Source organism: Methylobacterium sp. ap11, assembly GCF_900110515.1.
Taxonomy (GTDB): Bacteria; Pseudomonadota; Alphaproteobacteria; order Rhizobiales; family Beijerinckiaceae; genus Methylobacterium; species Methylobacterium ajmalii.
Genome location: NZ_FOEB01000002.1, coordinates 336,358 through 362,388 on the forward strand (window position 1 = coordinate 336,358; position 26,031 = coordinate 362,388).

Here is a 26,031-nt window from a genome sequence, read left to right on the forward strand (position 1 = left end):
CCGGCTGCGGTCGGGCCCCCTCCCGCGTCGATGCTGGTTAGGCGCCGCCCGCCGGCCGCACAAGCACCGGGCGCCCTCAAGCGCCCGAAGTGCGGCCTTTTGCGGGCGGGCGCGGTCGGCCCGCCACACCCGGCCGCGTTGCGCTCGCGGGCGTCCCCCCGCTACACAGGACCGGCGCGGCGCCCCTCGAGAGGCACGCGATCCAGAAGACGGGACGAAAGCAGCGCCATGGCGGACGGCATCAGCATCGAGATCGAATCCCTCGCGACGGCCAAGCCCGGCGGGGCCGGCGGCGACCTCGTGCTGTTCGTGGGCGAGGACCTCGCCCTGTCGCCGCGGGCGGCCGAGATCGCCGGTCCCGGCGCCGCCGACCTGGTGGCGCGGGCCGCCGCCGCCGAGCGCTTCAAGGGCAAGGCCGCGAGCGCCCTCGTGATCGCCGCCCCGGCCGGCCTGTCGGCCGAGCGCCTGGTGGTGGTCGGCACCGGCGCCGAGGAGCAGGCCGGCCGCGACTGGGCGACGCTCGGCGGCTTCACGGCGGGCAAGCTCGGCAGCCGCCCGGCCTCGGTGGTGCTCGAATGGCCCGGCACCGCCCCGGGCTCGGACGAGGTCGCGGCGTTCTCGCTGGGTGCGCGCCTGCGCACCTACAAGTTCGACCGCTACAAGAGCAAGAAGACGCCCGAGGGCGAGGAGGCCGGCGGGGCCGGGCGCCTGACCCTGCTGGTGCCGGAGAATGCAGGTCTCAAGAAGGCGTTGCGCGGGGCCGAGGGGCTGGCCGAGGGCGTGATCCTCGCCCGCGAACTCGTCAACGAGCCGCCGAACGTCCTCGACCCGGAAGAGTTCGCCCGCCGTGCCGAGGCGCTGGAGAAGCTCGGCGTCGAGATCGAGATCCTCGACGAGAAGGACATGAAGAAGCTCGGCATGCGGGCGCTGCTCGCGGTCGCGCAGGGCTCGGCCAAGGAGGCCCGGGTCGTCATCATGCGCTGGAACGGGGGCGAGGACGCCGCCGAGGCGCCGGTGGCCTTCATCGGCAAGGGCGTGACCTTCGATTCCGGCGGCGTCTCCATCAAGGGGAGCGGCGGCATGGAGGACATGAAGGGCGACATGGCGGGCGCCGCCTGCGTGGTCGGCCTGATGCACGCGCTGGCCAGCCGCAAGGCCAAGGTGAACGCGCTCGGCGCCATCGGCCTCGTCGAGAACATGCCCGACGGCAAGGCCCAGCGCCCGGGCGACATCGTCACCTCGATGTCGGGCCAGACGATCGAGATCATCAACACCGACGCGGAAGGCCGCCTGGTGCTCGCCGACGTGCTCTGGCACGTCCAGCAGACCTACAAGCCCCGCTTCATGATCGACCTCGCGACCCTGACCGGCGCGATCCTGGTGGCGCTCGGCCAGGAATTCGCCGGCATGTTCTCGAACAACGACGAGCTGGCCCAGCGCCTCTCGGCGGCCGGCGAGGCCACCGGCGAGAAGGTGTGGCGGATGCCGCTGGCGCCGGGCTTCGACAAGCTGATCGAGTCGAAGTTCGCCGACATGAAGAACACCGGTGGCCGCCACGGCGGCTCGGCCACGGCGGCGCAGTTCCTCAAGCGCTACGTCAACGACGTGCCGTGGATTCATCTCGACATCGCCGGCGTCGGCATGGGCTCGCCGGCCTCCGAGATCAACCGCTCCTGGGGCTCGGGCTGGGGCGTGCGCCTGCTCGACCGGCTCGTGCGCGACCATTACGAGGCGTGAGCGCCGCCTCCGGTGCCCTCCCGGGCACCGCTTCCGCGACCTCCGGCGGCGGGCGCCTCGTGGCGCTCGTCCCGCTCGCCGCTGCCCTGGCGGCGGTGGCGCTCGCCGCCGCCGCGGGAGTGACGCAACGCAGCCTCGACGCGGCGGGGTTCGGCCAGTGGGCCTACGGGTTCTTCGCCGACCGCTACCCGCTGTTCTTTTCCGCCATCGCGTACGGCGCGGCGCGGGTCGCGCTGCTGCCCGTCGCCGCGCCAGGGTGGCGCGGCTGGCTCGGTGCGCTCCTCGGCCTCGCCCTGGTCCTCGGCCTGTCGCTCCACCCGACCTATGGCGGGCTGGTGCTGCGGGCCGGTTTCTCGGTCGGCGGCGTCGCCTTCCTGTCGGGCCAGACGATGACCGCGGCCCATCTGCTGGGGGCGGTGATCGCCGCGATCGTGCTCGGCAGCGCGCTCGGCATCGCCGCGCTCGTCGCCCGCGGCCTGCCGCGGCGCGGCGCCTGGGTGCGCGCCCTCGGACGGGGAGCCCTGCGCGTCCTCGCCCTCGCCTGGGCTCTGTGGCTGCTGGCTTCGGCCCGGGATCTCGGCCTGTCGGGTTTCCCGCGCCTGCCGCTCGGGGGGCAGGCACCGCTGGCGCTGGGCCTCGTCCTGGCGGCGTTCCTGCCGCACGCCGCCCTGAGCATGCTCGCCCCGGCGTCGGCCGGAACCCGGCGCTCGGTTGAAACGACCCCGGGGAGGCGCTAACCCGGAGGCAAGCCGGGGCCCGTCGAGGCATCCGGCATCGGGGAGGGTGGAGTTCATGGGCAAGGGGCCGAGCGCGATGGAACCGAACACCCCGCCGCGGCCCTGGCTCGCCGCCTATCCGGCCGGCGTCCCGGCGGAGATCGAGGCCGACCGTCTCGGCACCCTGGTCGAGCTGATCGAGACCAGCGCGCAGCGTTTCGCCGACCGCCCGGCCATCACCTGCTTCGGCGCCTCCCTGACCTACGCCGCCCTGCGGCGCGAGGGCGCGGCGGTGGCGGCCTGGCTCCAGGCGCAAGGCATCGGCAAGGGCGACCGGGTCGCCATCATGATGCCGAACGTGCCGGCCTTCCCGATCGCCCTCGTCGGCGCGCTGCTCGCCGGCGCCACGGTGGTCAACGTCAACCCGCTCTACACCCCGCGCGAGCTGACCCACCAGCTGCGCGATGCCGGCGCGCGGGTGCTCTTCGTCCTCGAGAACTTCTGCCACACCGTCGCCGAGGCGCTGCCGGAGCTGCCCGGCCTGGAGCGGGTGGTGGTGGCGGGCGCCGGCGACGGGCTCGGCCTGAAGGGCTCGCTCGTTACCCTGGTGGCGCGCCACGTCAAGAAGGCGGTGCCGCCCTTCGAGCTGCCGGCCTCGCGCCGCACGGCCTTCAAGGCGGTGCTCGCCACCGGTCGCAAGGCGAGCTTTCGGCCGGTCGCGGTCGGGCCCGACGACCTCGCCTTCCTGCAATATACCGGCGGCACCACCGGCGTGTCGAAGGGGGCGATGCTCACGCACCGCAACGTCGCCGCCAACGTCGAGCAGAGCCGGGTGTGGTTCGGCATGCGCGACGACGAGGGCCCGGGCCGGGTGATGGTCACGGCGCTGCCGCTCTACCACATCTTCGCGCTGACCTGCTGCTGCTTCTTCATGATGCGGCTCGGCGCCTGCTGCCTCTTGGTGCCGAACCCGCGCGACATCCCGGGCTTCGTGACGCTCCTGCGCAAGAGCCGCTTCACCAACCTGTCGGGCGTCAACACCCTGTTCAACGCCCTGCTCAACCACCCCGACATCGACAAGGTCGACTGGTCGCGGCTCGAATATTCCATCGCAGGCGGCATGGCGATGCAGGCGCCGGTGGCCCGGCGCTGGAAGACGACGACCGGCAAGCCGGTGATCGAGGGCTACGGCCTGTCCGAGACTTCGCCGGTGGTCTCGATCAACCCGCCGGCCCTGCACGACTGGTCGGGCACGATCGGCTACCCGGTGCCCTCGACGGAGGTCTACATCCGCGACGCCGCCGGCACCACCCTGCCGGTCGGCCAGCCCGGCGAGCTCTGCGTGCGCGGGCCGCAGGTGATGGCCGGCTACTGGGGCCGGTCCGACGAGACCGCCCGGGCGATGACCCCGGACGGGTTCTTCCGCACCGGCGACGTCGCCCTGATCGAGCCCGACGGGCAGGTCCGCATCGTCGACCGGATGAAGGACATGATCCTGGTCTCCGGGTTCAACGTCTATCCGAACGAGGTCGAGGACGTGCTCGCCGCCCATCCGGGCGTGGTCGAGGTGGCGGTGGTGGGCGAGCCCTCGGCCGAGACCGGCGAGAGCGTCGTCGCCCACGTGGTGCGCCGCGACCCCGACCTGACGGCGGAGGCCCTGCGCCTCCACGCCCGCGAGAGCCTGACCGCCTACAAGGTGCCCCGCCGCTTCGTCTTCCGCGACAGCCTGCCGAAGACCAATGTCGGCAAGGTGCTGCGGCGCGCCCTGCGGGACGGGGAGGCGGTGGGGTAGCGCGGCCCTCCGAGCCCTCCTTCCCCCGCTGCGGGGGAGGGGTCGGCGTCGCGCCCTCTTACGTCACCGTGATCGGCATCTCCTCGGTCTGCGAGAACCCGTTGTCCCCCGTCCAGGTGAAGCGCAGCGTGCCGGTCTTCGTCGCCACGGCGGTGAAGGTCAGGTAGGGGTTGGCGGCGCTCGCCGGGGACAGCTCGGCGCGAAACACCTCGTCGCCGTCGTAGGTACAGACGAACTCCGTGATGATGTTGCGCGGGATCAGGCGGCCGTCCGGGCCGGGGCGGTAGCCGGTTTCCATCGGGTGCGAGATCAGGGTCTTGATCTCGATCACCGCGCCGGCCCTGGCGGTCTTCGGCAGGTTGATGAGGGCGCGGGCCATCGTCACGATCCTTCCACGCAGGCCGCCAGCGTCACGATCGCGTCGGCGGTGGCCGACCAGTAGGTGCCGTCCTGCATCTCGGCGATCGCCGTGATGGTCTGGGAATCGGCCAGGCGGATCCGGGTATTGACCGCGGCGCGGCCGGCCCGCGGCCCGAGATGCAGCGTGACGACGTGCGGCTGCGGGTTCTTGTCGTTGAACACCGCGATGCGGCGGACGAAGTCGGTCTCGCTCATCGGGCTCTCGACGGTGATGGCGAGCGGCACGGTGTTGCCGTTCTCGACCAGCGGCGGCATGTCGAGGTGGATGCGCCCGGTCCGGATCGCCGCGCCGCCGGTGAAGCGGCGGATCGCCTCCACGGTCGCCTCCCGGGTCGGCCGGATGATCGCGGCTTTGCCCGGGCGCACCAGCGCCACGGTGAGCAGGCCGGCGCCCCCGGCGAGGATCGTGCGGCGGTCGAGCACGGCCGTCATGGCGTCGCGGATCCTCCCTTCAGGGTGACGAGGTAGGCGATCACGTCCTCGATCTCGCCCGCCTCCAGCACCGGCCGGTCGCGCCAGGCGGCCGCGACCCGGATGCCGTCGGTCCGGTAATAGGAGGGCATCAGGGTCGCGGGGTTCAAGACGCGCCCGTCGACGAGGCGCAGCCGCAACTGGCCTTCGGAGAGCCGCGCACCGACCTGCGCGAGGTCGGGACCGAGATCGCCGGCCGGCGCCGTGCCGCCGAGGCCGGTATGGCAGAGCGGGCACAGGCCCTTGCGGGTGTCGGTGGCGATGGCCCGCCCGCGCGCGGCATCGCCGGTGCGGCCCTCGAGCGGGTCGGGGATCGCGTCGCCGACGATGGTCGCGGGCGCGAGCGCCGTCTGGGTCAGGGCGAGGAGCACGGCCAGCCCCCGCCTCACCCGAACACCGCGGCGGTGATGGTGCGGTACCACTCCTCGGCGTAGACCGCCTCCTTCTCGCGCACGGCGTCCGGCGCGTCGACCGGGCTGGTGCCCCCGGCCCCCTCGACGTCCGCCAGCACGCCGTTCGCCGGATGGTAGACCCCGGCGACCGAGATGCCGTAGCCCGGCGCGACCAGGCTGTAGCAGGTGTTGATCAGCTTCGGCGGCTCCGGCGTCCGCCCGGCCAGCAGCGCGACCACCGCCTCGGCGCAGACCTTGGCCTGCGCGTTCGCCGCGAAGGCGGATTTCGGCATGGCGCCTGCGATGGCGGCGTCGCCGACGACGTGGATGCCCGGCACCAGCCGCGATTCGAAGGTGACGGGGTCGATCGGGCACCAGCCCGAGCGGTCGGCGACGCCGGCCGCGCTCGCGATCGGCGCCGCCCGCTGGGGCGGGATGATGCAGGCGACGTCGGCCTTGTAGGTCTCGAAGTCGGTGGCGACGGTCATGGCATTCGCGTCGACCGCCGTGACCTGGCCGCCCGAGGCGAGGGGCACGTATTCGAGGGTATCGGGATAGAGCGCCTTCCAGGCTTGCTCGAACAGCTTCTGCTTCGAGAAGGTGTCCTTGGCGTCGAGCACGATCAGCTTGGCGCGGGGTTTCCGGGTCTTGAGGTAGTGGGCGATCAGGCTCGCCCGCTCGTAGGGCCCGGGCGGGCAGCGATAGGGGTTGCCCGGCACCGACAGCACCACCGTGCCGGTCTCGGGCATCGCGGCGAGTTTTCGGGCCAGCAATTCGGTCTGCGCGCCCGCCTTCCAGGCATGCGGCATCGCCTCGGCGGCGGCCGCGTCGTAGCCCGGCAGGGCGTCGAAGCGCAGCGCGATGCCGGGCGAGAGGATCAGCCGGTCGTAGTCGAGGCTGGCGCCGCCAGCGAGCCGCACCCGGCGCGCCGCCCCGTCGATCGCCTCGGCGCTGGTGCGGGCGAGCGTCACCCCGCTCGCCCGCAAGGCGTCGTAGCCGAAGGCCTGCGCCGACATCGGCCGCAGGCCCGCGATCACCTCGTTGCTGAACGGGCAGGCCCAGTAGGTCTCCGCCGGTTCGACCAGCGTGACGGCGTGGCCGGCCCGGTGCAGGACCCGCGCCGCGGTGGCCCCGCCGAAGCCGCCGCCGACCACGACGACGCGCCCGCGGGCATTCTGCGCCAGGGCGGGACGGGAGAGGGCGGCGGCGAGCCCCGCCAGCACCGCGCGACGGCCGAGCTCCGTCACGGGCCGCCTCCCGCGATCCAGGCGGCGATCGCCCGGCTCTCGTCGTCGGAAAAGCCCTTGGCGATGCGGTTCATCACCGTGGCTGGGCGGGCGCCCGACCGGAAGGCGGCAAGCGACGCGGCGATGTCCTCGGCCGAGTGGCCGGCGAGGCTCGGCACCGCCCCGCCGGGGGCGCCGTGGCACCCCGAGCAGGACGAGGCGCCCGGCGGCGAGGCCGCCGCCGGGGTGGTGGCGAGGAGGACGAGGAGGAGCGAGGCCCTCACGCGCGTTTCAGGTCCGTGTGGCGCGCCGGGATCTGGCGCACCCGCTTGCCGGTGGCGGCGAAGACCGCGTTGAGCACGGCGGGGGCCGCCACCGCGATCGTCGGCTCGCCGACCCCGCCGATGAAGCCGCCGGACGGCATCAGGATCGCCTCGACCTTCGGCATCTCGTCGAGGCGCAGGACGGGATAGGTATCGAAATTGGTCTGCTCGATCCGCCCGTCCTTCACCGTGCACTCGCCGTAGAGCGCCGCCGACAGGCCGTACACGAAGGAGCCGGCGACCTGCGCCTCGATCTGCTGCGGGTTGATCGCCACGCCCGGATCGGTGGCGGCGACGATGCGGTGGACCTTGATCTTGCCGTCGTCGGCGACCGAGACCTCCGCGGCGGCGGCCACGTAGCTGCCGAAGCCCATGATCTGGGCGAGGCCCCGGTGCACGCCCGCGGCCGGCTTGGTGTCCCAGCCGATCCGCTCGGCCACCGCGTTCAGCACGGCGAGGTGCTTGGGGTGCTTCTCCATCAGCTTGCGCCGGAAGGCGAGTGGATCCTGGCCTGCCGCGTGCGCCACCTCGTCGAGGAAGCATTCGAGGTAGATCGCGTTCGGGTTGGTGTTCACCCCGCGCCAGAAGCCCGGGATGATCGGCGGGTTGCGCATCGCGTGGTCGATGAGGAGGTTTGGGATCGTGTAGCCGATCGCGGCCTCCGCTCCGCCCGGGTTGAGGCCCTGGAACACCACCGGGTCCTTGCCGTCCGGTGCCAGCCGCCCCGGGATGATGCCGGCCAGGATCGACTGGCCGGAGATCCGCATGTGCAGGCCGGTGAGGTTGCCGGATTCGTCCAGCGCCGCGCGCATCCGGCACTGGGTCACCGGGTGGTAGCGGCCGTGGGTCATGTCCTCCTCGCGGGTCCAGATCAGCTTGACCGGGGTCCCGGGGAGTTCCTTCGCGATCAGGACCGCCTGGCGGACCCAGTCGTGGGTGGCGCCGCGCCGGCCGAAGCCGCCGCCGAGATGGATCTTGGTGACGTCGCATTGGCGGGCCGAGAGGCCCGCCGCCTCGGCGGTCGCGGCGAGCGCGGCCTCGCCGTTCTGGGTCGGGGTCCAGACCTCGCAGCGTTCCGGCGTCCAGCGCGCCGTGGCGTTCATCGGCTCCATCGTGGCGTGGTTCTGGAACGGATAGGCGTAGGTCGCCTCGACCACCTTGGCCGCGCCCTTCAGCGCGGCGCCCGCGTCGCCGGCCTTGTTGCCGACGAAGGCCTCTGGGGCGTCGAGACCCTCCTTCAGCGTCGCGGCGATCGTCTCGCTCGACACCTTGGCATTCGGGCCCTCGTCCCAGACGATCTGGAGCGCCTCGACGGCCTGCTTGGCGCGCCAGAACGTGTCGGCCACCACCGCCACCGCGCTGTCGCCGACCCGCACGACCTTGCGCACGCCGGGCATCCTCTCGACCGCCGCGGCGTCGACGCTCCTCACCGTGCCGCCGACGACCGGGCAGTCGCGGATCGCAGCGTTGAGCATGCCCGGCAGCTTGAGGTCGATGCCGTAGACCTGCGAGCCGTCGGTCTTTTCCAGCGTGTCGAGGCGCTTCACCGGGTGGCCGGCGATGGTCCAGTCCTTCGGGTCCTTGAGTGGCACGTCCTTGGGCACCTCCATCCGGCCCGCGGCGGCCGCCACCTTGCCGAAGGTCGTGGAGCGGCCGGACGCTGGATGGTGGATCACGCCCTTCTCGATCCGGCACTCGCCGGGCGGAACCTTCCACTCCGCGGCCGCCGCCGCGACCAGCATGGTGCGGGCGGCCGCGCCGCCCTGGCGCACCGCGACGTAGGATTCGCGGATGCCGCGGCTGCCGCCGGTGGAGAAATCGCCCCAGGCGCGGTTGCGGGCGAGGTTCTGGCCCGGGGTCGGGTACTCGGTGGTGACGCGGGCCCAGTCGCAGCCGAGCTCTTCGGCCACCAACTGGGCGAGGCCGGTGAGCGTGCCCTGGCCCATTTCCGAGCGGGCGATGCGGATCACCACGGTCTCGTCGGGGCGCACCACCACCCAGGCGTTGATCTCCGGGGCGGCGGCATCGGGCGCCGCGGCCGCGCCGGGGAGGTCGAAGCCGAGCGCGAGGCCCCCGGCCGCGGCGGCGGAGCCGGCGAGGAAGAAGCGGCGGGACAGGGCGGGGAAGGCGGTATCGGTCATCTGAAGGCCTCCCTCAGCCACGGCCGGTCTCGCCGCCTTCGGCGGCGAGGGTGATGCCGGCGAGCACCCGGCTGTAGGTGCCGCAGCGGCAGATGTTGGTGATCTCCTGGCGGATCTCGGCCTCGCTGGGCTTGGGCGTCTGGGCCAGCAGGGCGGCGGCCGCCATGATCATGCCCGACTGGCAGAAGCCGCATTGCGGCACGTCGAGCGCGGCCCAGGCCTTCTGCACCGGATGCGACCGGTCGGGGCTCAGGCCCTCGATGGTGACGATCTTCTGGCCCGGCTCGACGCCGGAGACAGGCAGCGAGCAGGAGCGCACCGCCTGCCCGTCGATATGGACCGTGCAGGCGCCGCACTGCGCGATGCCGCAGCCGTACTTGGTGCCGGTGAGACCGACCTGCTCGCGGATCACCCAGAGCAGCGGCGTATCGGGCTCGGCCTCGACCTCGCGCACGGAGCCGTTCACGGTCAGGCGTATCATGGGCGCTTCCGTTCGGGTTGTCCGGCGCCGAGCGACGCCGTGGGGGAGGGCGGCCGCGTGGGGCGCGGCCGGGGGCGTTGTCTCGCACCTTTTAGCGATAACAACTTCGCGGCGGCCGGCCGTGCCTGTCAATTGACGGATGCGCGAGCGGGGTGCGGTCAACCGTGGATCGCGTGCCTTCGCGGGCCGGACCTGATAGTGTGGCGGGATCGTTTGACGCCGCGAGCAGCGATGACCATCCACGTCACGCCCGACAGCCCGCTCCCCCGCCGCTTCACGGCCGGCGACCTGCGGCTGATGTTGGAATCCGGGATCCTGCGCGAGGACGAGCGGATCGAACTCCTGGACGGCGAGCTGGTCGAAATGGCGGCTAAGGGCTTCGCGCATGACGTCGTGAAGAACGCGCTGATGCGCCGTCTCGTCCCGGCGCTCCCGGACACGATCTATCTCGGCATCGAGAGCACGCTCCAGCTTCGGCCGAACCTGTTGCTGGAGCCGGATCTTCTGCTCGCGCCGGTGAGCGCCCGCAGCGCCTCGCCCGAGGGGTTCTGCACCATCCCGGGTTCCGAGATCCTGCTGGTGATCGAGGTGGCGGCCTCCAGCCTCGCCTACGACCGGGGCCGCAAGGCGGTGCTCTACGCGCGGCACGGGGTGCGGGAATACTGGGTGATCGACGCGCAGGAGCGCACGGCGAGCGTCCATCGCGAACCGGCGACGGCGGGCTACCGGGACGTGACGGAGCTGCCCCGGGAGGCGATCCTGCGGCCGCAGGCGGATGCGCTCACGGCGCTCGGCGTCGCGCTCGCGGATCTCGGCTGACGCGCCTCACGTCCGCTCCGCCACCGTCTTGCCGCCGTGCTTCTGGCGCAGGGCGTCGATCTGCTCCTCGGCCTGGCGGAAGGCGGCGAGGCTCGGGCCGGTCAGCTCGCGGGCGCTCGGCAGGCGGATCTTCATCGGGTCGACGAAGCGGCCGTTGATCGCGACCTCGTAGTGGACGTGCGGGCCGGTCGAGAGGCCGGTGGTGCCGACCGCGCCGATCACCTGGCCGAGGCGCACCCGGGCGCCGGGCGCGATGCCGCGGGCGATCCGGGCCATGTGGTTGTAGGCGGTGGTGTAGCCGTTGGCGTGCTGGATCTCGACCCGGTTGCCGTAGCCCGACCGGGCCCCGGCCGACACGATGGTGCCGTCGCCGGTCGCCATGATCGGGGTGCCGCGGGTCGCCGCCCAGTCGACGCCGTTATGCGGGCGGGCATAGCCGAGGATCGGGTGCAGGCGCAGGCCGAAGGGCGACGAGATCCGCCCCTCGGCGACCGGCCGGCGCATCAGGAATTTCTGGCTCGAGCGGCCGTTCGGGTCGAGATAGTCGACCTCGGACGTGCCCGGCACCCGGTAGCGGTACAGGCCGTAGATCTCGTCGTGGACGCGCAGGCCCACGTAGAGCAGCTCGGGCCGGGCATCCTCGTCCTCGGTGAAGAACAGCTCGGCCCGGTCGCCCGCGCCGGTGCGCTGCTGGAGGTCGGTGGAGGTGGCGAGCGCCATCACCATCTCCTCGATGATCGGGCGCGGCACGCCGTTCTTGAGCGCGGTGCCGTAGAGGCTCTCGTACAGGGTGACGCCGGATTCCTCGTCGTCGTCCTGCGCGGCGCCCGGCCGGGGCGGGGCCACCGAGACGAAGCCGCCGCGGTCGTTGGCCGCCACGATCTCCTGGATGCCGTCCTCGCCGTAGAGGGTGACCCGGGCGATGCCGCGGCTCTCGCCGTTCCCGGCCTTCGGCTCGTGGTCGCCCTCCGGCGCGATCAGGAGGCGGACGTGCTGGCCCTCGGACAGGTCGGTCCGCGCCCGCTCGCTCAGGGCCGCCATCAGGGCGGAGAGCCGCGCCGGGCCGGCGCCGTTGCGCTTGAGGAGGTCGGCGAGGCTCTGGTCCTTGGCCAATACCAGGTCGCGCTCCTCGAACAGGCGACGGCCGGCCTCCTCGCCCGCGGTCGCCGTCTCGGCGATCTCGGTCAGGTTCTCGGGCAGGATCCGCACCTCGATGTTGCGGAACCGCGCCTCCGGCCCGGCCTCGTCCGGGATGGCCGCCGGCCGCAGGGCGCGGGAGAGCAGGCCCTCGGCCGGGAAGGCCGGCGGCAGCGCGCCGTTGGCGAGGGTCTGGGTCTCGGCCACCATCGCGTCGACCTCGGCCTCCGACAGGGCCGGGGCATCCGCCTCCAGCGGCGCCTCGGCGAGCGGGCTTCGCACCAGGGTCACGGCGGTCTCGGCCGGGTCGGAATCGCCCTCCAGGGCCGGCGGCGCCTCGATCCGGGCGCTGCGCAGGGGATCGAAGGGCGGCACCGGCACGTCGGGCGCGCGCAAGGGGAGCTCGGTGGCGATCTGCACGTAGGAGTGGACGCGGATCACCTCGCGCTCGCCGGCGCGCTCGCTCATCGGCGCCTTGAAGGCGGTCTTGGCCGCCACGATCATCTCGTCGCGCACCAGCCGGTCGCCCTTGCGGGCCGCGTCGCCCGCGCCGCCGTCGCCATGGGACGGCACCGCACGCTCCGGCGGCACCGGCACGATGCCGTCGACGGAGGCGAGCGAGAGCGCGAGGCCGATGAGGCCGGCGCCGGCGACGCCGGTGAGCAGGCTGCCGGCGAGCCAGCGCAGGTTCAGCGCCTGACGGGGGGCCGAGGCGGGACCGGGGAGGGAAGGGGCGTCGGCAAACACGGAGGACGAATCGGGCCTTGGCGGTGGGACCCGCCCTTGGCGCCGAAACCGTGACCGTTTTGAGACCCGGCCCGCGCCGCTACTCGGCCGCCGCCCGGGGGGCGTAGCCGAGCCGCCCGTTCAGCTCGGCGATGAGCTCCGCCGCCGCTTCCGCGATCACGGTGCCGGGCGGGAAGATCGCCGAGGCGCCGGCCTGGCGCAACGCCGCGAAGTCGCCCGGCGGGATCACGCCGCCGACGACGATCATCACGTCGGGGCGCCCCGCCTCGTCGAGCGCCCGCTTGAGTTCCGGCACCAGCGTCAGGTGGCCGGCGGCGAGCGACGAGACGCCGACGATGTGGACGTCGTTCTCCACCGCCTGGCGCGCCGCCTCCTCGGGGGTGGCGAAGAGCGGCCCGATATCGACGTCGAAGCCGAGATCCGCGAAGGCCGACGCGATGACCTTCTGGCCGCGGTCGTGCCCGTCCTGGCCCATCTTGGCGACGAGGATGCGGGGACGGCGCCCGTCCGACTCCTCGAAAGCCTCGACCAGCCCGCGCACCCGCTCGACCGCCGCCGACATGCCGCCCATCTCCCGCTTGTAGACGCCCGAGATCGCCCGGATCTCGGCCCGGTGGCGGCCCCAGGCCCGCTCCAGCGCCTCCGAGATCTCGCCGACCGTGGCCTTGGCCCGCGCCGCCTCGACGGCGAGCGCGAGCAGGTTGCCGGAGCCCTTGGCCGCCTCGGTGAGCGCGGCGAGCCGCGCCTCGACCGCCTGGGCGTCGCGCTCGCCGCGCAGGCGCTTCAACTTGTCGATCTGGAGCGTGCGGACGTTGCCGTTGTCGACGCGCAGGAGGTCGATCGCCCGGTCGCCGTCGGGCTTGAAGCGGTTGACGCCGACGATGACCTGCTGGCCCGAATCGATCCGCGCCTGGGTGCGGGCCGCCGCCTCCTCGATGCGCAGCTTCGGGATGCCGGCCTCGATGGCCTTCGCCATGCCCCCGAGCGCCTCGACCTCGCGGATATGGGCCGAGGCCCGGGCGACGAGGTCCTGGGTCAGCCGCTCGACGTAGTAGGAGCCGCCCCAGGGATCGATGATCCGGGTGGTGCCGCTCTCCTGCTGCAGGAAGAGCTGGGTGTTGCGGGCGATGCGGGCCGAGAAGTCGGTCGGCAGCGCCAGCGCCTCGTCGAGCGCGTTGGTGTGGAGCGACTGGGTGCCCCCTTGCGTCGCCGCCATCGCCTCGACGCAGGTGCGGGTGACGTTGTTGAACACGTCCTGCGCCGTCAGCGACCATCCGCTCGTCTGCGAGTGGGTGCGCAACGCCAGCGACTTGTCGGATTTCGGCGAGAAGTCCTTGACCAGGGAGGCCCAGAGCAGGCGCGCCGCCCGCATCTTGGCCACCTCCATGAAGAAGTTCATCCCGATCGCCCAGAAGAACGACAGGCGCGGGGCGAACTTGTCGATGTCGAGCCCCGCCGCCAGCCCGGCGCGGATGTACTCGACGCCGTCGGCGAGCGTGTAGGCGAGCTCGAGGTCCTGCGTCGCGCCGGCCTCCTGCATGTGGTAGCCGGAGATCGAGATCGAGTTGAACTTCGGCATGTGGGCCGAGGTGTAGGCGAAGATGTCCGAGATGATCCGCATCGACCCGGCCGGCGGGTAGATGTAGGTGTTGCGGACCATGAACTCCTTGAGGATGTCGTTCTGGATCGTGCCGGCGAGCTTTTCCGGGGCGACGCCCTGCTCCTCGGCCGCGACGATGTAGAGCGCCAGCACCGGCAGCACCGCGCCGTTCATCGTCATCGACACGGTCATCTCGTCGAGGGGGATCCCCGAGAAGAGCGTCCGCATGTCGTAGATCGAATCGATCGCCACGCCCGCCATGCCGACGTCGCCCGAGACCCGCGGGTGATCGGAATCGTAGCCGCGGTGGGTCGCGAGGTCGAAGGCGACCGACAGGCCCTTCTGCCCGGCCGCCAGGTTGCGGCGGTAGAAGGCGTTCGAATCCTCGGCGGTGGAGAAGCCGGCATATTGCCGGATCGTCCAGGGCTGGGTCGCGTACATCGTCGGATACGGGCCGCGCAGGAACGGCGCGATGCCCGGATAGGAGCCCGCGAGGTCGAGGCCCTTCCGGTCCTGCGGGCCGTACGCCGCCTTCACTGGGATGCCCTCGGGCGTCATCCACGGCTCGGCGGCCGACGCGGCGGCGCTCGCGGCCGCGGCCGGCGCGAAGGCGATTTCCGAGAAATCCGGGATGCGGGTCATCGGCCTGCGGCTCTCGTTGTTGGCGTTCCTTGACCGGGACTTATAGGCGTGGGTCCGCCCGCGGCCAATGGGCGGAAGGTCGAGGGGCGGCGCGCCTCAGGGCGCGTCTCGAGCGCGGTCCTGGCGGCCCGTCACGCAGATCACCGCGAAAGGCGTCGTCAGCACGGCGACGGGCGTCAGGAACAGGAGCCAGGCGGTGTCGCTGGGGCTCATGAGGGTTTCGTAGGGGGACCGAGCCGGCCCACGACGTACGTTGCTGGTGCGGTTTCTGGACGACATCACACCCTCCACGTCTTCCTGGCTCCAGGTCTTCCTAGCTCCACGTCATCCTGGGGCTCGCGAAGCGAGAACCCGGGATCCATAACCGCCAACCTGTCCAAACGAGACGAACAGGGTTCCGCGTCATCCAGTATCGTCAGCGGTCATGGATCCCGGGTTCCGCTTCGCGGCTCCAGGATGACGCGGAGGGTGTCAGAGCGTCGGTCCGTCAACGGGACATCGACGCGGAATACTCCGCACGGCGTAGCTCAGCACACCTCACTCACTCACCGCCATCTTCTCGCGGGCCCGTGCCCGGGCCCAGTCCCGGCGCCGCTGGTCGGCCTTCGCGTCGGCGGCTTCCCGCTCCGCCGGGACGGTGGCGTAGAAGTCCGCGACCGCCGCGCCGCCATGGATGCGCTGGCCGCGCCCCGCCTCGTGCCGCAGCCGCCAGCAGCCGAGCGCCTGGCGCTCGCCGTCGCTGCGGGCGCGGGTGCAGGCCTCAGCCCGGTTCTGGCGGGGAGACGCTTCGGTCGCGCTCGCGGGGACGATCGGCGAGAGGGGCGCGGCGAGGGCGAGGAGGCCAAGGGCGAGGAGGCCAAGGGCGAGGAGGCAATGGGACGGCGACGGCTTGCGGAGCATTCCGGACCTTTCGTATGGGGAAGGCCTCGAGCCTAGAGACCCTGCCCCATGCCTGCAACCTTGCCGGGTCCTCCGGCCCCGGCGCCACTCGGCGGCGACGCGAGGCCACCGGGCAGTGCCGCGCGGCTCTGGGCGCCGCTCGCGCGCCTGTCCGCCCGGGAGGCGCGCCTGGGGGAATGGGCGCGGGCGCGCGGCCCGGTGGCGGCGGGCATCTACGAATTCCTGCGCTTCGGCGTGAAGCAGGGCTGGGCCTGCCTTTTCGGCGGGGCGCTGTGCGGGCTCCTGATCCTCACCCACCTGGTCTACCCGGCCGGCGCGCCGCTCGCCCGCTACGATGTCCTGACGCTCGCGGCGGTCGCCATCCAGGTCGCGATGCTGGCCTTCCGGCTCGAGACCTGGGAGGAGGCCAAGGTCATCCTGGTCTTCCACGTCGTCGGCACCGCCATGGAGCTGTTCAAGACCAGGATGGGCTCGTGGATCTATCCGGAGCCGAGTCTCCTGCGCCTGGGCGGCGTGCCGCTCTTCACCGGCTTCCTGTATGGCAGCGTCGGTTCCTACCTCGCCCGGGTCTGGCGCCTGTTCGACTTCCGCTTCACCCGCCACCCACCGCTCTGGACGCTCGCGATCCTGTCGCTGGCGATCTACGCCAACTTCTTCACCCAGCACGTCGTCGCCGACCTGCGCCCCGTCCTGTTCGCGGCGGCCGCTCTCCTGTTCGGCCCGGCGGTGATCCACTTCAAGGCCTGGCGGGTCCACCGGCGGATGCCGCTGTTGCTGGGCCTCCTCCTCGTGACGCTGTTCATCTGGTGCGCCGAGAACATCGGCACGGCGACGCGGGGCTGGATCTACCCGCACCAGGCCGCCGGCTGGGCCGCGGTGTCGCCGCAGAAATTCGGCTCGTGGTTCCTCCTGATGATCATTTCCTACACCCTGGTCGCCGTCGTGAGCCGGCCGAGGCCGTTCGCGGCCGGCGGGGCGATTGACGCCGTGCCGGCCCGGCCCACTTGCCCTGGGGCAGGACCCGCCCCGGCGAGGTCCATCACGGAGTGAGACAACCGGTGCCCGATCGCTTCCTGAGGATCGCCGTCGCGGCGGCCCTGGTGCTGCTCGCCCTCTTCGTGGCGCAGCCCTACGTGACGAGCCTCATGTTCTCGGCCGAGGCGCCGCGGGCGGTGACGGCGCGGGGCGACCTCGCCCCCGCCGAAGCCTCGACCGTGGCGTTGTTCGAGCGTGCCGCCCCCTCGGTGGTCTACGTCTTCGCCAAGCCGCGCCAGGGCATGATCTCCTTCGATCCCGAGACCGGCGAGCGCCGGCAGGGCGGGGGCGAGCAGACCGGGTCGGGCTTCGTCTGGGACGCCGCCGGCCACGTCGTGACCAACAACCACGTCATCCAGGGCGGCGGCGAGATACAGGTGCGGCTGTCGACCGGCGAGGTCGTGCCCGCGACGCTCGCCGGCACCGATCCGAACTACGACCTCGCGGTGCTGAAGCTCGGCCGGGTGACCGCCGCGCCGCCGCCGATCGCCATCGGCACCTCCGCCGACCTCAAGGTCGGGCAGTTCACCTACGCGATCGGCAATCCGTTCGGCCTCGACCACACCCTGACGACCGGCGTGGTCAGCGCCCTCCAGCGCCGGCTGCCGACCGCGGAGGGCCGCGAGCTCTCGGGCGTGATCCAGACCGACGCGGCGATCAACCCTGGCAATTCCGGCGGGCCGCTGCTCGATTCCGCCGGGCGGCTGATCGGCGTCAACACGGCGATCTTCTCGCCCTCGGGCGCCAGCGCCGGCATCGGCTTCGCCATTCCCGTCGATGTGGTCAACCGGGTGGTGCCGAACCTGATCCGCACCGGCCGCACCCCGAGCCCGGGCATCGGCATCGTGGCGGCGAGCGAGGACGCGGCGGCGCGCCTCGGCATCGACGGCATCGTGGTGGTGCGAGTGCTGCCGGGCTCGCCGGCCGCCCAGGCCGGCCTCCAGGGCGTCGATTCGTCGAGCGGGGAACTCGGCGACATCATCATGGGGGTGAACGGCCGCCCGGTGCGGCGCCTGGCCGACCTGACCGCGGCCCTCGAAGCGAGCGGCGTCGGCCGCGGCGTCGCGCTCCAGGTCGAGCGCGACGGGCGCGCGATCACCGTCACGGTCACCCCGGCCGACATGGGGCGGGGCCGGCGCTGAGCGGCCGTCCCCGCTCGCCTCGCGCGGGGCGAGGCGCTATCCTGGCGCCGACCCGTCGCCGAGCCTCGATCCCGTGACCGCACGTCCCTCCGCCGCCCTCGTCGTTACCTCCCTCGTCCTGGCCGCCCTCGCCATCGCCCCGGGCGTCCTCGCGTCGCCCGCCCTGGCCGGAGAGCGCGGCGCCCGCCCGGCGCGCCTGTGCCCGCAGGATGCGCCGCCCGGCGTGCGCCTGCCCGACCGGCCCGAATGCCGCGAGGCGCCCCAGGCGGTGCGCGCTGGCGGCGCGCCGGGCTTCGTCGATCTCGGCAACGGCACCTCGCTGCGCGTCAGCGGCCGCGCGGCCTACGAGTTCGGGGCGCGCACCCGGTAGGCGGCCCCTGCGACCCGGGCGCGCCGGAACCCTCCGGGCCGCCCCGCATTCGCTCCTCGACCGAGACGGAGGGCGCGGGTGATGGGCGCGACGATCCTTGCGGCCTGCGAAGGCCGCCATTGGCGCTACGAGATCGCCGAGCACGCCGACGGCTACGTCGTGCGCATGCGCGACCTCGATACGGGCGACGTCGAGGCGGACGGCGTCACGGTGTTCCGCACCATGCCGGTGGCCTTCGCCTTCGCGGAGATGTCCGCCGCCTTCGACCGGTTCACCGCCTCGACCGAGGACGAGCCCGACGACTTCGAGACCGCGACCGACTTCGCGGTGAGCGAGCGCGCGTTCTGCGACCTCAGCACGCTTTTGTGCGACGGCGGCGTCTCCGGCAGCCTGGTCCAGGCCTGGGAGCGCCGGCCGGCCGGTGGGCCGCGCCAGACGCTGCACTGACCCGTCCGGACCCGAGACCGACCCGTCAGGACCCGAGCCGGGCCAGCACCGCGCGGGCCGCCCGTTCCCCGTCGAGCGTCGCGCCGCCCACCGTCATCGCGCCCCCGCCGGCCGCGGCCTCGCCGGCGAAGAACACCCGCTCGGCGAGGGGAACCCGCAGGGCCTCGCGGGCGGCGAGCCGCCCCGGCCGCGCGACCGAGTAGCTGCCCCGGCTGAACGGATCGGTCCACCACGCCGCGAGCCGCCCGCCCGACACGGCGCCGCGGATCTCGGCCCCGAACACGCTCGCCAGATGGTCGGTCGCCGCCGCCAGCGCGGCCGGCTCGCCGGCTTCGCACAGGGCGCGGGCGCCGTCGCCGCCGCAATGCAGCACCGCCATCGGCCTGTCGAAGGGCCGCATCTCCAGGTAGGCGGTGAAGCCCGGTGTGCCGCTCGTCAGGATCACGGCGTCGCGAAGATCCTTCGCCTTGGCCGGGTCGAGGGCGAGCCCGATCTTGGTGTAGGCGCCCATCCCCAGGCCTGCCACGGCCGCGGCGGTCGACGCCGGCAGGTCCGGGGTGAAGCGCACGCCGCCCGCCGCCAGCACGCCGACCGGCACGGTGACGATCGCGCAGGCCGCCCGCAGGGTGCCGCCCGGCGTCTCCACCGCCACCCCCGGGCCGCGCCAGTCGATCCCCGTCGCCGGCATGCCGACACGCACCGGCAGCTCGGCATAGTGGCGGGCGACGACGGCGCCGTACCCGTCGACCCAGATGTCCTCGCCGGACCAGAGCTGGTCGTAATCGGCGGACGACACCCGGTCCGGCTCCTCGCCGAGGGTCAGGCGGGTGAGCCCCGTCGCGGCGGCCCGCACCGCGTCGTCCTCGCCCGCCACGGCCTGCGCCACCGCGCGGTCGGGCCCGGCCGGATGGTCGAGGAGGCCGCTGACCCGCCCGAAGCCGGCCCGGCGCCGGCGCCGCTCGTCCTCGCTCGCGCGCACGCCGTCCCTGACCAGCACCGGCCAGGACCCGGTGGACTCGTCGCTCGTGCGCACGCCCGACGCCCGGACGATCTCCCGCCAGGGGTTGCGCTCGGCCCAGTGGACGTATTGCGCGCCGGCATCGAAGCTCCGCCCGGCGCCGAGGGCGGTCTCGGTGAAGGCGCGCCCGCCGATGCGCCCCCGCGCCTCCAGCACCACCACGCCGTGGCCGCTCCGGCGGATCGCCGCCGCCGCGGCGAGGCCGGCGGCCCCGGCGCCGATCACCACGACCTCCACCTCCGCGGCGGCGCGGGCCCTGGCGGAGGCGGCCAGCACGGCCGCCCCGGCCAGGAGGGAGCGACGCGACAGCGCCATCCCGGTTCTCCGATCGATCTTCTGTAAGGACTTACCTCGGCGCTGTCCGAGGGCAGGCAAGCGGCGCGCGGCGAAATACCGCCTGGCCGGGCCGCAGCGCTTCCGCACCCGGCCTCCTGCCGCTATGAGCGGCGCCATGCCGATCCGCCCCGCCCGCCCCGACGACGCCCCCGCCCTCTGGTCGATCCTCGCGCCGGTGATCCGCGCCGGCGAGACCTATACCCTCGACCCGGAGATGGGCGAGGGGGAGGCCCTGGCCTACTGGATGGGGCCGGACAAGGAGACCTTCGTCGCCGAGGAGGCAGGCGAGGTCGTCGGCACCTACTACATGCGGGCCAACCAGGCCGGCGGCGGACGCCACGTCTGCAATTGCGGGTACATGACGCGGACGGGCGCGACGGGGCGCGGGATCGCCCGCCGGATGGCCGAGCATTCCCTCGCGCATGCCCGCGCCCGCGGCTACCGGGGCATGCAGTTCAACTTCGTCGTCAGCACCAACGAGCGGGCGGTGCGGCTGTGGCACTCCCTCGGCTTCGAGACGGTCGGGCGCCTGCCTCTGGCGTTTCGGCACCCGATCCACGGGGATGTCGATGCGTTGGTGATGTTCCAGGCGTTGTGAGCGCAGTCTGGCCTCGATCCCTCACGCCCGCGCCGTGAATGCCATCCGCCCCTGGTTGTGCCCGAGATTCCGCGGCATCCGTTCGGCGGTGAAGCCGGCCTCGTGCAGCCGGGCCAGCATCGCGGTCTCGTCGTAGCGCGTGAGCCCGAGCCGGCGGCGCAGGCTGCGGTAATCCGATAGGAGGGTGCGGGCGAGGCCGAGGAGGGCCGCTGCCAAAAACCCCTCGCGCCGCGCGAAGGCGAGGAGCGCGGTCGCGTCCGCGACGGCGCCGAGTTGCGGCGGGATCACGTCGGCGAGGACCAGGCGGCCGCCGGGCCTGAGCGCGCGGCGCCAGTCGCGCAGGCAGACGGCGAGCTCCGCGTCGGTGAGGTACTGTGCCAGGGAGTTCGCCACCACGAGGTCGAGGCTCGCCGCGGGCAGGGTGGCGACGTCCTCGGGGGCCAGCACGGCGATCGTGGGTGAGCCGGCGAAGCGTCGTGCCAGGGCGTCGCGCCGGCGCGGGGAGGCGTCGCAGAGGAGGAGCCGGCCGCAGGCCTCGGCGACCCGGTCGGCGAAGAGCGCCTCGCCGCACCCGTGGTCGAGGACGACGGCGCCCGGATGCGGCACCAGGGCGGCGATCTCGTCCGCGAGCCCGGCATAGTGCCGGGCCTTGTGACGGGCGCTGACGTAGATCGGGGTGTCGCGGTCCCAGAACTCGCGCCAGGAGGAGACCACGCCGATCCTCCCGTTCCCGGCGCGACGCGGGTTTTAGGCGCCGATGAGCAGGACCGAGATCGCCCGGTCGATCGAGAGGTAGAACACCGCGAAGGCGACGACGGCGGCGAGCGCGAACTCGGCGGCGTCGTTGGGGAGCGCGCGCAGCTCGCGCAGGGTCTCGCGGCCGTAGACGGCGCCGAGCCAGGCCAGCGTCAGCACCACCGGCATCGCGAACAGGAACGACCAGGTGCTCTCGACGCGGGTCGCCATCGGGTCCATCAGCGCCCGGATGTTGCGCACCCACGGCGCCTGGATTGCGGCCGCCAGGGTCGTCACCCAGGCCAGGCCCACGGCGATGCCGAGATGGGTGGTGAAGGTGCGGTGCAGGCGCGAGAAGCTGTCGGTCGCGGCGTGGTCGATCACTGGGCAGGCCCCCGAATTCGCGGCCCCGCGACGATCGTTGGATCGTCGTCGCTCGAAGGCCCCGTGGACGGCCGGGAGAATCGGCCGCGAGTTCGGGTTTTTTGTGGCTGCGACCGGAACCGGCCGCAACCTTTTTCGAAGTTACGCGTTGCTGGCCTTCGTCTCGCGCATGAGGCTGACGAACCGGTCGAACAGGTAGTGGCTGTCCTGCGGGCCCGGCGAGGCCTCCGGGTGGTGCTGCACCGAGAAGGCCGGGCGGTCGGTGAGGGACAGGCCGCAATTCGAGCCGTCGAACAGCGAGACGTGGGTCTCGACGGCGTTCGAAGGCAGGCTCGACGGATCGACCGCGAAGCCGTGGTTCATCGAGACGATCTCGACCTTGCCGGTGGTGTGGTCCTTCACCGGGTGGTTCGCGCCGTGATGGCCCTGGCTCATCTTCACGGTGCGGCCGCCGAGCGCGAGGCCCATCAGCTGGTGCCCGAGGCAGATGCCGAAGGTCGGCACCTTCTGGTCGAGGAGGGCGCGGATCACCGGCACGGCGTACTCGCCGGTCGCCGCCGGGTCGCCCGGGCCGTTCGACAGGAAGACGCCGTCGGGCTTGAGCGCCAGCACCTCGTCGGCGGTGGCGGTGGCCGGCATCACGGTGACGTCGCAGCCGGCCTTGGCCAGGAGGCGCAGGATGTTGCGCTTCACGCCGTAATCGATCGCCACGACCTTGAGGCCCTCGCCCGCCGCCCGGTTGCCGTAGCCGGCCGGGTGCTGCCAGGAGGTCTCGCCCCAGGTCGTCGAGGCCTTGCTCGTCACCGGCGGCACGAGGTCGAGGCCTTCCATCGGCGGGAGCGCGGCGGCCTTGGCGGTCAAGGCCTCGCGGTCGAAGCGGCCCGCCGGGTCGTTGGCCAGGATGGCGTTCGGCATGCCGCGGTCGCGGATCAGCGCGGTCAGCGCCCGGGTGTCGACGCCGGTGATGCCGACGATGCCGCGGGCCTTCAGCCAGCCGTCGAGGTGGCTGGACGACCGCCAGTTCGACGGGTTGGTGACCGCCGACGCGATCACCGCGCCGCGCACGCCGGAGGCCGGCGCCGCGTCGAGGCTCTCGAGGTCCTCGTCGTTGGTGCCGACGTTGCCGATGTGGGGGAAGGTGAAGGTGACGATCTGCCCGGCATAGGACGGATCGGTCAGGATCTCCTGGTAGCCGGTCATCGCGGTGTTGAAGCAGACCTCGCCGGCGGCCTCGCCGGTGGCGCCGATGCCGAAACCCTCCAGGATCGTGCCGTCGGCGAGCACCAGGAGGGCGGTCGCGACGGGCTCGGCCCAGCCTTCGGGTTGCGCGGGGGCGGCCGCGTCGTCTTGCAGCATGATGTTGAACTCGCTTATGTCGCGGCCGGGTCCGGCCGACGGGCGCGGCCGGCTGTTTACGAGGCCGGCGGCGGCCCGGTCAATCTGGGGATGCTCCGGTATCCCCTCAAGCGCCTCGACTTTCAAGAGCCTTGCAGGAATCGTGCAAGTGCCTCGCCCCCAACGAGAACACCAGGAGACCGGCATGCTGCGCCAGCGCCTCACCGCCGAGATGAAGGACGCCATGAAGGGCGGCGACAAGGCGAAGCTCGCCACCGTCCGGCTGATCCAGGCCGCCCTGAAGGACAAGGACATCGAGGCCCGCGGCCTCGGCAAGGAGCCGCTGGCCGACGAGGAGATCTTCTCCCTGCTCCAGAAGATGATCAAGCAGCGAAACGAATCGGCGACGGTCTACGACCAGGGCGGGCGCCCCGAGCTTGCCGAGGGCGAGCGCGCCGAGGCGGCGATCATCGCCCAGTTCCTGCCCCAGCAGATGGACGAGGACGAGACCCGCGCGGCGATCCAGGCCGCCATCGCCGAGACCGGCGCCGCCTCGCAGAAGGACATGGGCAAGGTCATCGCCGCCCTGAAAGCCGCCTATGCCGGCCGGATGGACTTCGCCAAGGCGAGCGGCCTGGTGAAGGGGATGTTGTCCTGACACGGTCCGGGCCCCCGTCGAGGGGGCCCTTCCCGGGCGAGCCGGCCTGTTGGCGACCGGGTGAGTATCGCGCGATGCCCGGGCGGCAAGGTGCCGGTCGTTCGGTTGCGTCCCGATACTTCGAAGGTGCTCGGTACTTTGAGAGACGACCCTGAGGCACGCTCTCGCGGCAGTTAGGCCTTCATTAGGGAAGTTATTGTTATCTGCGATCTTGCCGACGTGAAGCCCGGCGGCTTCCGGCAGCCAGGGGGTCGCGGTGCGTTCGTTGTTGTCCATCCGGGCCCAGGTGCTCGGGATCGCTCTGGCGCTTGGTGCGATCGTCGGCGCGATGACGCTCGACGGGGTGCTCCAGGCCTGGAGCGGCTACCGCGACGCCCATACCGTCGCCGCCGCGGCGAAGCTCGACCAGCGCATCCTCGAGGCGATGCAGGCGTTCCGCTCGGAGCGCGGCGACACCGCCGCCACCCTGGGCCTGTCGGGCGAGCAGGTCGGGGCGATGCGCAAGGTCATCGACGGCCATCGCGGCCGGGTCGATGCCGCGATCGGGACGCTCCTCGCCGCGCCGGCCGACCTCGCCGTGCCGGGCCTCGCCGGGGCGCTCAAGGACCTCGAATCCGGCTACAACGACCAGCTCGCCCTGCGGCGCATGGCCGACGAGGCCTACGGCCTCGACGCGGGCGCCCGCGACAAGGCCCTGGCCCCGCGGGTGCTGCAGACCGGCGACGCGGTGCTCGCCCGGCTCGAGCGGGTCTCCACCGCGCTGGAGCGCCAGATGGCCCACCTCGATCCCACGACCCGGGGGCTGACCAGCGCCAAGAACAACGCCTGGTCGACCCGGGCCACCGCCGGATCGCTCGCCGTGATGGTCAACACCGTCCTGTCGAGCCAGAAGCCGATGACGACCGAGCAGGCCGAGGCGGCACAGGTCCTGCGCGGCCGCTACGAGGCAACGTGGAGGCTCGTCGAGGCCGCGACCGGCGAGATGCCGCCGCGCATCGCCGCCGCCGTCGCGACGGCGCAGGCGGTCTACTTCACCCCCGAGGTGACGGCGGCGCTCCAGCGCAACCTGCGCGCCTTCGCGCCGGGCGCCGAACCCGCGATGACCCTGCCCGAGTGGCAGAAATTCGTCACCCCGAAGCTCAACACCATCGTGGCGGTGGCGAACGAGGCCCTGGCCCTCGGGGTCGAATCGGCCGACGTCTCCGCCGAGGCGGCCCAGCGCCGGCTGCTCGTCAACGCGGCCCTGTTCGGGGCGGCCCTCCTGCTCGTGGCCCTGAGTTGCGCGGTGGCACAGTTCGGCATCGCCCTGCCGATCCGGCGGATGACCGGCGCGATGCAGTCCCTGGCCGACGGGAACGCCACGGTGACGGTGCCGGCCCTGGGACGCCGCGACGAGATCGGCGCGATGGCCGCCACCGTGCAGGTGTTTCGCGACAACCTGATCCGCAGCCGGGCGCTTGAGGAGGAGACGGCCCTCGCCCGCGCCTCGGCCGAGGAGCAGCGCCGGGCCGGCATGCGCCAGATGGCCGATGCCTTCGAGCACGCCGTCGGCGGCATCGTCGGCCAGGTCGCGGCCTCCGCCACCGAACTCCAGGCCACCGCCGCGGTGATGACCGAGGGCGCCACCCGGACCGCCGGGCGCTCGACCGCCGTCGCCGCCGCCGCCGGCCAGACCGCCGAGAACGTCGGCACGGTCGCGGCGGCCGCCGAGGAACTCGGCGCCTCGGTCGGCGAGATCGGCCGCCAGGTCTCCGGCTCGGCCGCGCTCGCCCGCACCGCCGTCGACGAGGCCGCGGGCACCGCCGGGCACATGCGCGAGCTGAGCGAGGCGGTGTCGCGGATCGGCGACGTCGTCGGGCTGATCTCGTCGATCGCCGCGCAGACCAACCTGCTCGCCCTCAACGCCACCATCGAGGCGGCACGCGCAGGCGCGGCCGGCCGCGGTTTCGCGGTGGTGGCCGCCGAGGTCAAGGAACTGGCCGGCCAGACCGCCAAGGCGACCGAGGAGATCACCGGCCAGATCGGCCGCATCCAGGGCAAGACCGGCGACGCGGTCACGGCGATCGACGCGATCACCGGCCGGATCGCCGAGATCGACCGGGTGTCGGTCGGGATCGCCAGCGCCGTCGACCAGCAGGGGGCGGCGACCCGCGAGATCGTCCGCAACGTGGCGGAGGCCGCCACCGGCACCCACGCCGTCACGGACACGATCACCGCGGTGGCGAGCGCGGCCGAGGAGACCGGCGCCGCGGCCTCCCAGGTGCTCGCCGCCTCCTCCGAGCTGTCGCGGCAATCCGAGCAGCTCTCGGCCGAGGTCGCCCGCTTCCTCGCCACGGTCCGGGCGGCCTGACGGCCGCATCGGGCGGCCTGACGGCCGCGTCGGGCGGCCAGCCCGCCCCCGTTAGGACTCCGCTGACCAAGACGCGCTA

At 72.9% G+C, this 26,031-nt stretch carries 25 protein-coding genes; 11 read left to right on the forward strand and 14 right to left on the reverse strand.

Annotated elements, in window-relative coordinates; all coding sequences use genetic code 11:
* Positions 1-228 precede the first annotated feature (228 nt).
* From BMX97_RS03995 to BMX97_RS04005, 3 genes are read left to right on the forward strand one after another with little or no spacing between them, the layout of a single operon-like run.
* Positions 229-1,737, forward strand: a complete 1,509-nt coding sequence (locus tag BMX97_RS03995) for a leucyl aminopeptidase (RefSeq protein WP_091745619.1) — start codon at positions 229-231, stop codon at positions 1,735-1,737.
* Complete coding sequence (locus BMX97_RS04000) at positions 1,734-2,474, forward strand: hypothetical protein (protein WP_244538268.1); 741 nt, start codon at positions 1,734-1,736, stop codon at positions 2,472-2,474. The genes BMX97_RS03995 and BMX97_RS04000 overlap by 4 nt, the downstream gene beginning before the upstream one ends.
* A 55-nt stretch (positions 2,475-2,529) precedes the next feature.
* The gene (locus tag BMX97_RS04005) at positions 2,530-4,245 is read left to right on the forward strand and encodes an AMP-binding protein (protein ID WP_280142785.1); all 1,716 of its coding nucleotides are present in this window, start codon (positions 2,530-2,532) and stop codon (positions 4,243-4,245) included.
* A 58-nt stretch (positions 4,246-4,303) separates the two neighbouring features.
* Here BMX97_RS04005 and soxZ read toward each other — a convergent pair whose 3' ends face one another.
* From soxZ to BMX97_RS04040, 7 genes are read right to left on the reverse strand one after another with little or no spacing between them, the layout of a single operon-like run.
* Positions 4,304-4,624, reverse strand: a complete 321-nt coding sequence (gene soxZ / locus BMX97_RS04010) for a thiosulfate oxidation carrier complex protein SoxZ (protein ID WP_091745621.1) — start codon at positions 4,622-4,624, stop codon at positions 4,304-4,306.
* Positions 4,625-4,626: 2 nt separating this feature from the next.
* Entirely contained in the window at positions 4,627-5,097 is a 471-nt protein-coding gene (locus BMX97_RS04015) for a SoxY-related AACIE arm protein (protein WP_091745623.1), read from the reverse strand.
* Complete coding sequence (soxX, locus tag BMX97_RS04020) at positions 5,094-5,507, reverse strand: sulfur oxidation c-type cytochrome SoxX (protein WP_244538269.1); 414 nt, start codon at positions 5,505-5,507, stop codon at positions 5,094-5,096. The genes BMX97_RS04015 and soxX overlap by 4 nt, the downstream gene beginning before the upstream one ends.
* 14 nt (positions 5,508-5,521) lie before the next feature.
* Entirely contained in the window at positions 5,522-6,775 is a 1,254-nt protein-coding gene (locus tag BMX97_RS04025; protein ID WP_091745627.1) for an NAD(P)/FAD-dependent oxidoreductase, read from the reverse strand.
* Positions 6,772-7,038 carry a c-type cytochrome gene (locus BMX97_RS04030; RefSeq protein ID WP_091745629.1) on the reverse strand — a complete coding sequence of 89 codons (267 nt, stop codon included), beginning with the start codon at positions 7,036-7,038 and terminating at the stop codon, positions 6,772-6,774. The genes BMX97_RS04025 and BMX97_RS04030 overlap by 4 nt, the downstream gene beginning before the upstream one ends.
* Positions 7,035-9,218, reverse strand: coding sequence for a xanthine dehydrogenase family protein molybdopterin-binding subunit (locus BMX97_RS04035; protein ID WP_091745631.1), 2,184 nt, complete (start codon positions 9,216-9,218; stop codon positions 7,035-7,037). The genes BMX97_RS04030 and BMX97_RS04035 overlap by 4 nt, the downstream gene beginning before the upstream one ends.
* Positions 9,219-9,231: 13 nt before the next feature.
* Positions 9,232-9,699, reverse strand: coding sequence for a (2Fe-2S)-binding protein (locus tag BMX97_RS04040; RefSeq protein WP_091745633.1), 468 nt, complete (start codon positions 9,697-9,699; stop codon positions 9,232-9,234).
* Between the two features lie 231 nt (positions 9,700-9,930).
* Between BMX97_RS04040 and BMX97_RS04045 the strand changes: the two genes are divergently transcribed.
* Positions 9,931-10,518, forward strand: a complete 588-nt coding sequence (locus BMX97_RS04045; protein WP_091745635.1) for a Uma2 family endonuclease — start codon at positions 9,931-9,933, stop codon at positions 10,516-10,518.
* Between the two features lie 6 nt (positions 10,519-10,524).
* On the opposite strand, the gene BMX97_RS04050 is transcribed toward BMX97_RS04045, so the two are convergent.
* The 3 genes from BMX97_RS04050 to BMX97_RS04060 all read right to left on the reverse strand — a co-directional run bounded on the left by BMX97_RS04050 (position 10,525) and on the right by BMX97_RS04060 (position 15,544).
* Positions 10,525-12,402, reverse strand: a complete 1,878-nt coding sequence (locus tag BMX97_RS04050) for a M23 family metallopeptidase (protein ID WP_091745637.1) — start codon at positions 12,400-12,402, stop codon at positions 10,525-10,527.
* Positions 12,403-12,481: 79 nt separating this feature from the next.
* Complete coding sequence (scpA, locus tag BMX97_RS04055) at positions 12,482-14,644, reverse strand: methylmalonyl-CoA mutase (protein WP_091745639.1); 2,163 nt, start codon at positions 14,642-14,644, stop codon at positions 12,482-12,484.
* Positions 14,645-15,181: 537 nt separating this feature from the next.
* A complete protein-coding gene (locus BMX97_RS04060; RefSeq protein WP_091745641.1) occupies positions 15,182-15,544 on the reverse strand; it encodes a hypothetical protein in 363 nt (120 codons plus the stop codon).
* Between the two features lie 48 nt (positions 15,545-15,592).
* On the opposite strand from BMX97_RS04060, the gene BMX97_RS04065 reads away from it, so the two are divergent.
* The 4 genes from BMX97_RS04065 to BMX97_RS04080 all read left to right on the forward strand — a co-directional run bounded on the left by BMX97_RS04065 (position 15,593) and on the right by BMX97_RS04080 (position 18,538).
* Entirely contained in the window at positions 15,593-16,594 is a 1,002-nt protein-coding gene (locus BMX97_RS04065; RefSeq protein WP_091745643.1) for a DUF817 domain-containing protein, read from the forward strand.
* Positions 16,595-16,602: 8 nt separating this feature from the next.
* Positions 16,603-17,721, forward strand: a complete 1,119-nt coding sequence (locus BMX97_RS04070; RefSeq protein ID WP_060848722.1) for a S1C family serine protease — start codon at positions 16,603-16,605, stop codon at positions 17,719-17,721.
* 73 nt (positions 17,722-17,794) lie between these two features.
* A complete protein-coding gene (locus tag BMX97_RS04075) occupies positions 17,795-18,091 on the forward strand; it encodes a hypothetical protein (protein WP_244538270.1) in 297 nt (98 codons plus the stop codon).
* An 81-nt stretch (positions 18,092-18,172) separates the two neighbouring features.
* Positions 18,173-18,538 carry a hypothetical protein gene (locus BMX97_RS04080; protein WP_091745647.1) on the forward strand — a complete coding sequence of 122 codons (366 nt, stop codon included), beginning with the start codon at positions 18,173-18,175 and terminating at the stop codon, positions 18,536-18,538.
* 25 nt (positions 18,539-18,563) lie between these two features.
* Here BMX97_RS04080 and BMX97_RS04085 read toward each other — a convergent pair whose 3' ends face one another.
* A complete protein-coding gene (locus BMX97_RS04085; RefSeq protein ID WP_091745649.1) occupies positions 18,564-19,871 on the reverse strand; it encodes a flavin monoamine oxidase family protein in 1,308 nt (435 codons plus the stop codon).
* A gap of 136 nt (positions 19,872-20,007) precedes the next feature.
* Between BMX97_RS04085 and BMX97_RS04090 the strand changes: the two genes are divergently transcribed.
* Complete coding sequence (locus BMX97_RS04090) at positions 20,008-20,490, forward strand: GNAT family N-acetyltransferase (RefSeq protein WP_091745651.1); 483 nt, start codon at positions 20,008-20,010, stop codon at positions 20,488-20,490.
* A 21-nt stretch (positions 20,491-20,511) separates the two neighbouring features.
* Here the strand turns inward: BMX97_RS04090 and BMX97_RS04095 are convergent, their stop codons facing one another.
* The 3 genes from BMX97_RS04095 to carA all read right to left on the reverse strand — a co-directional run bounded on the left by BMX97_RS04095 (position 20,512) and on the right by carA (position 22,965).
* Entirely contained in the window at positions 20,512-21,204 is a 693-nt protein-coding gene (locus tag BMX97_RS04095; protein WP_091745653.1) for a class I SAM-dependent methyltransferase, read from the reverse strand.
* A 33-nt stretch (positions 21,205-21,237) separates the two neighbouring features.
* Positions 21,238-21,609 carry a hypothetical protein gene (locus BMX97_RS04100; RefSeq protein WP_091745655.1) on the reverse strand — a complete coding sequence of 124 codons (372 nt, stop codon included), beginning with the start codon at positions 21,607-21,609 and terminating at the stop codon, positions 21,238-21,240.
* 141 nt (positions 21,610-21,750) lie between these two features.
* A complete protein-coding gene (carA, locus tag BMX97_RS04105) occupies positions 21,751-22,965 on the reverse strand; it encodes a glutamine-hydrolyzing carbamoyl-phosphate synthase small subunit (RefSeq protein ID WP_091745657.1) in 1,215 nt (404 codons plus the stop codon).
* Between the two features lie 184 nt (positions 22,966-23,149).
* Here carA and BMX97_RS04110 point away from each other — a divergent pair, with 184 nt between their 5' ends.
* Both BMX97_RS04110 and BMX97_RS32685 read left to right on the forward strand, forming a co-directional pair.
* Positions 23,150-23,602: a GatB/YqeY domain-containing protein gene (locus tag BMX97_RS04110; protein WP_060848729.1), complete on the forward strand. Its 453-nt coding sequence runs from the start codon at positions 23,150-23,152 to the stop codon at positions 23,600-23,602.
* Positions 23,603-23,858: 256 nt separating this feature from the next.
* Positions 23,859-25,952, forward strand: a complete 2,094-nt coding sequence (locus BMX97_RS32685) for a methyl-accepting chemotaxis protein (RefSeq protein WP_091745659.1) — start codon at positions 23,859-23,861, stop codon at positions 25,950-25,952.
* Positions 25,953-26,031 lie beyond the last annotated feature (79 nt).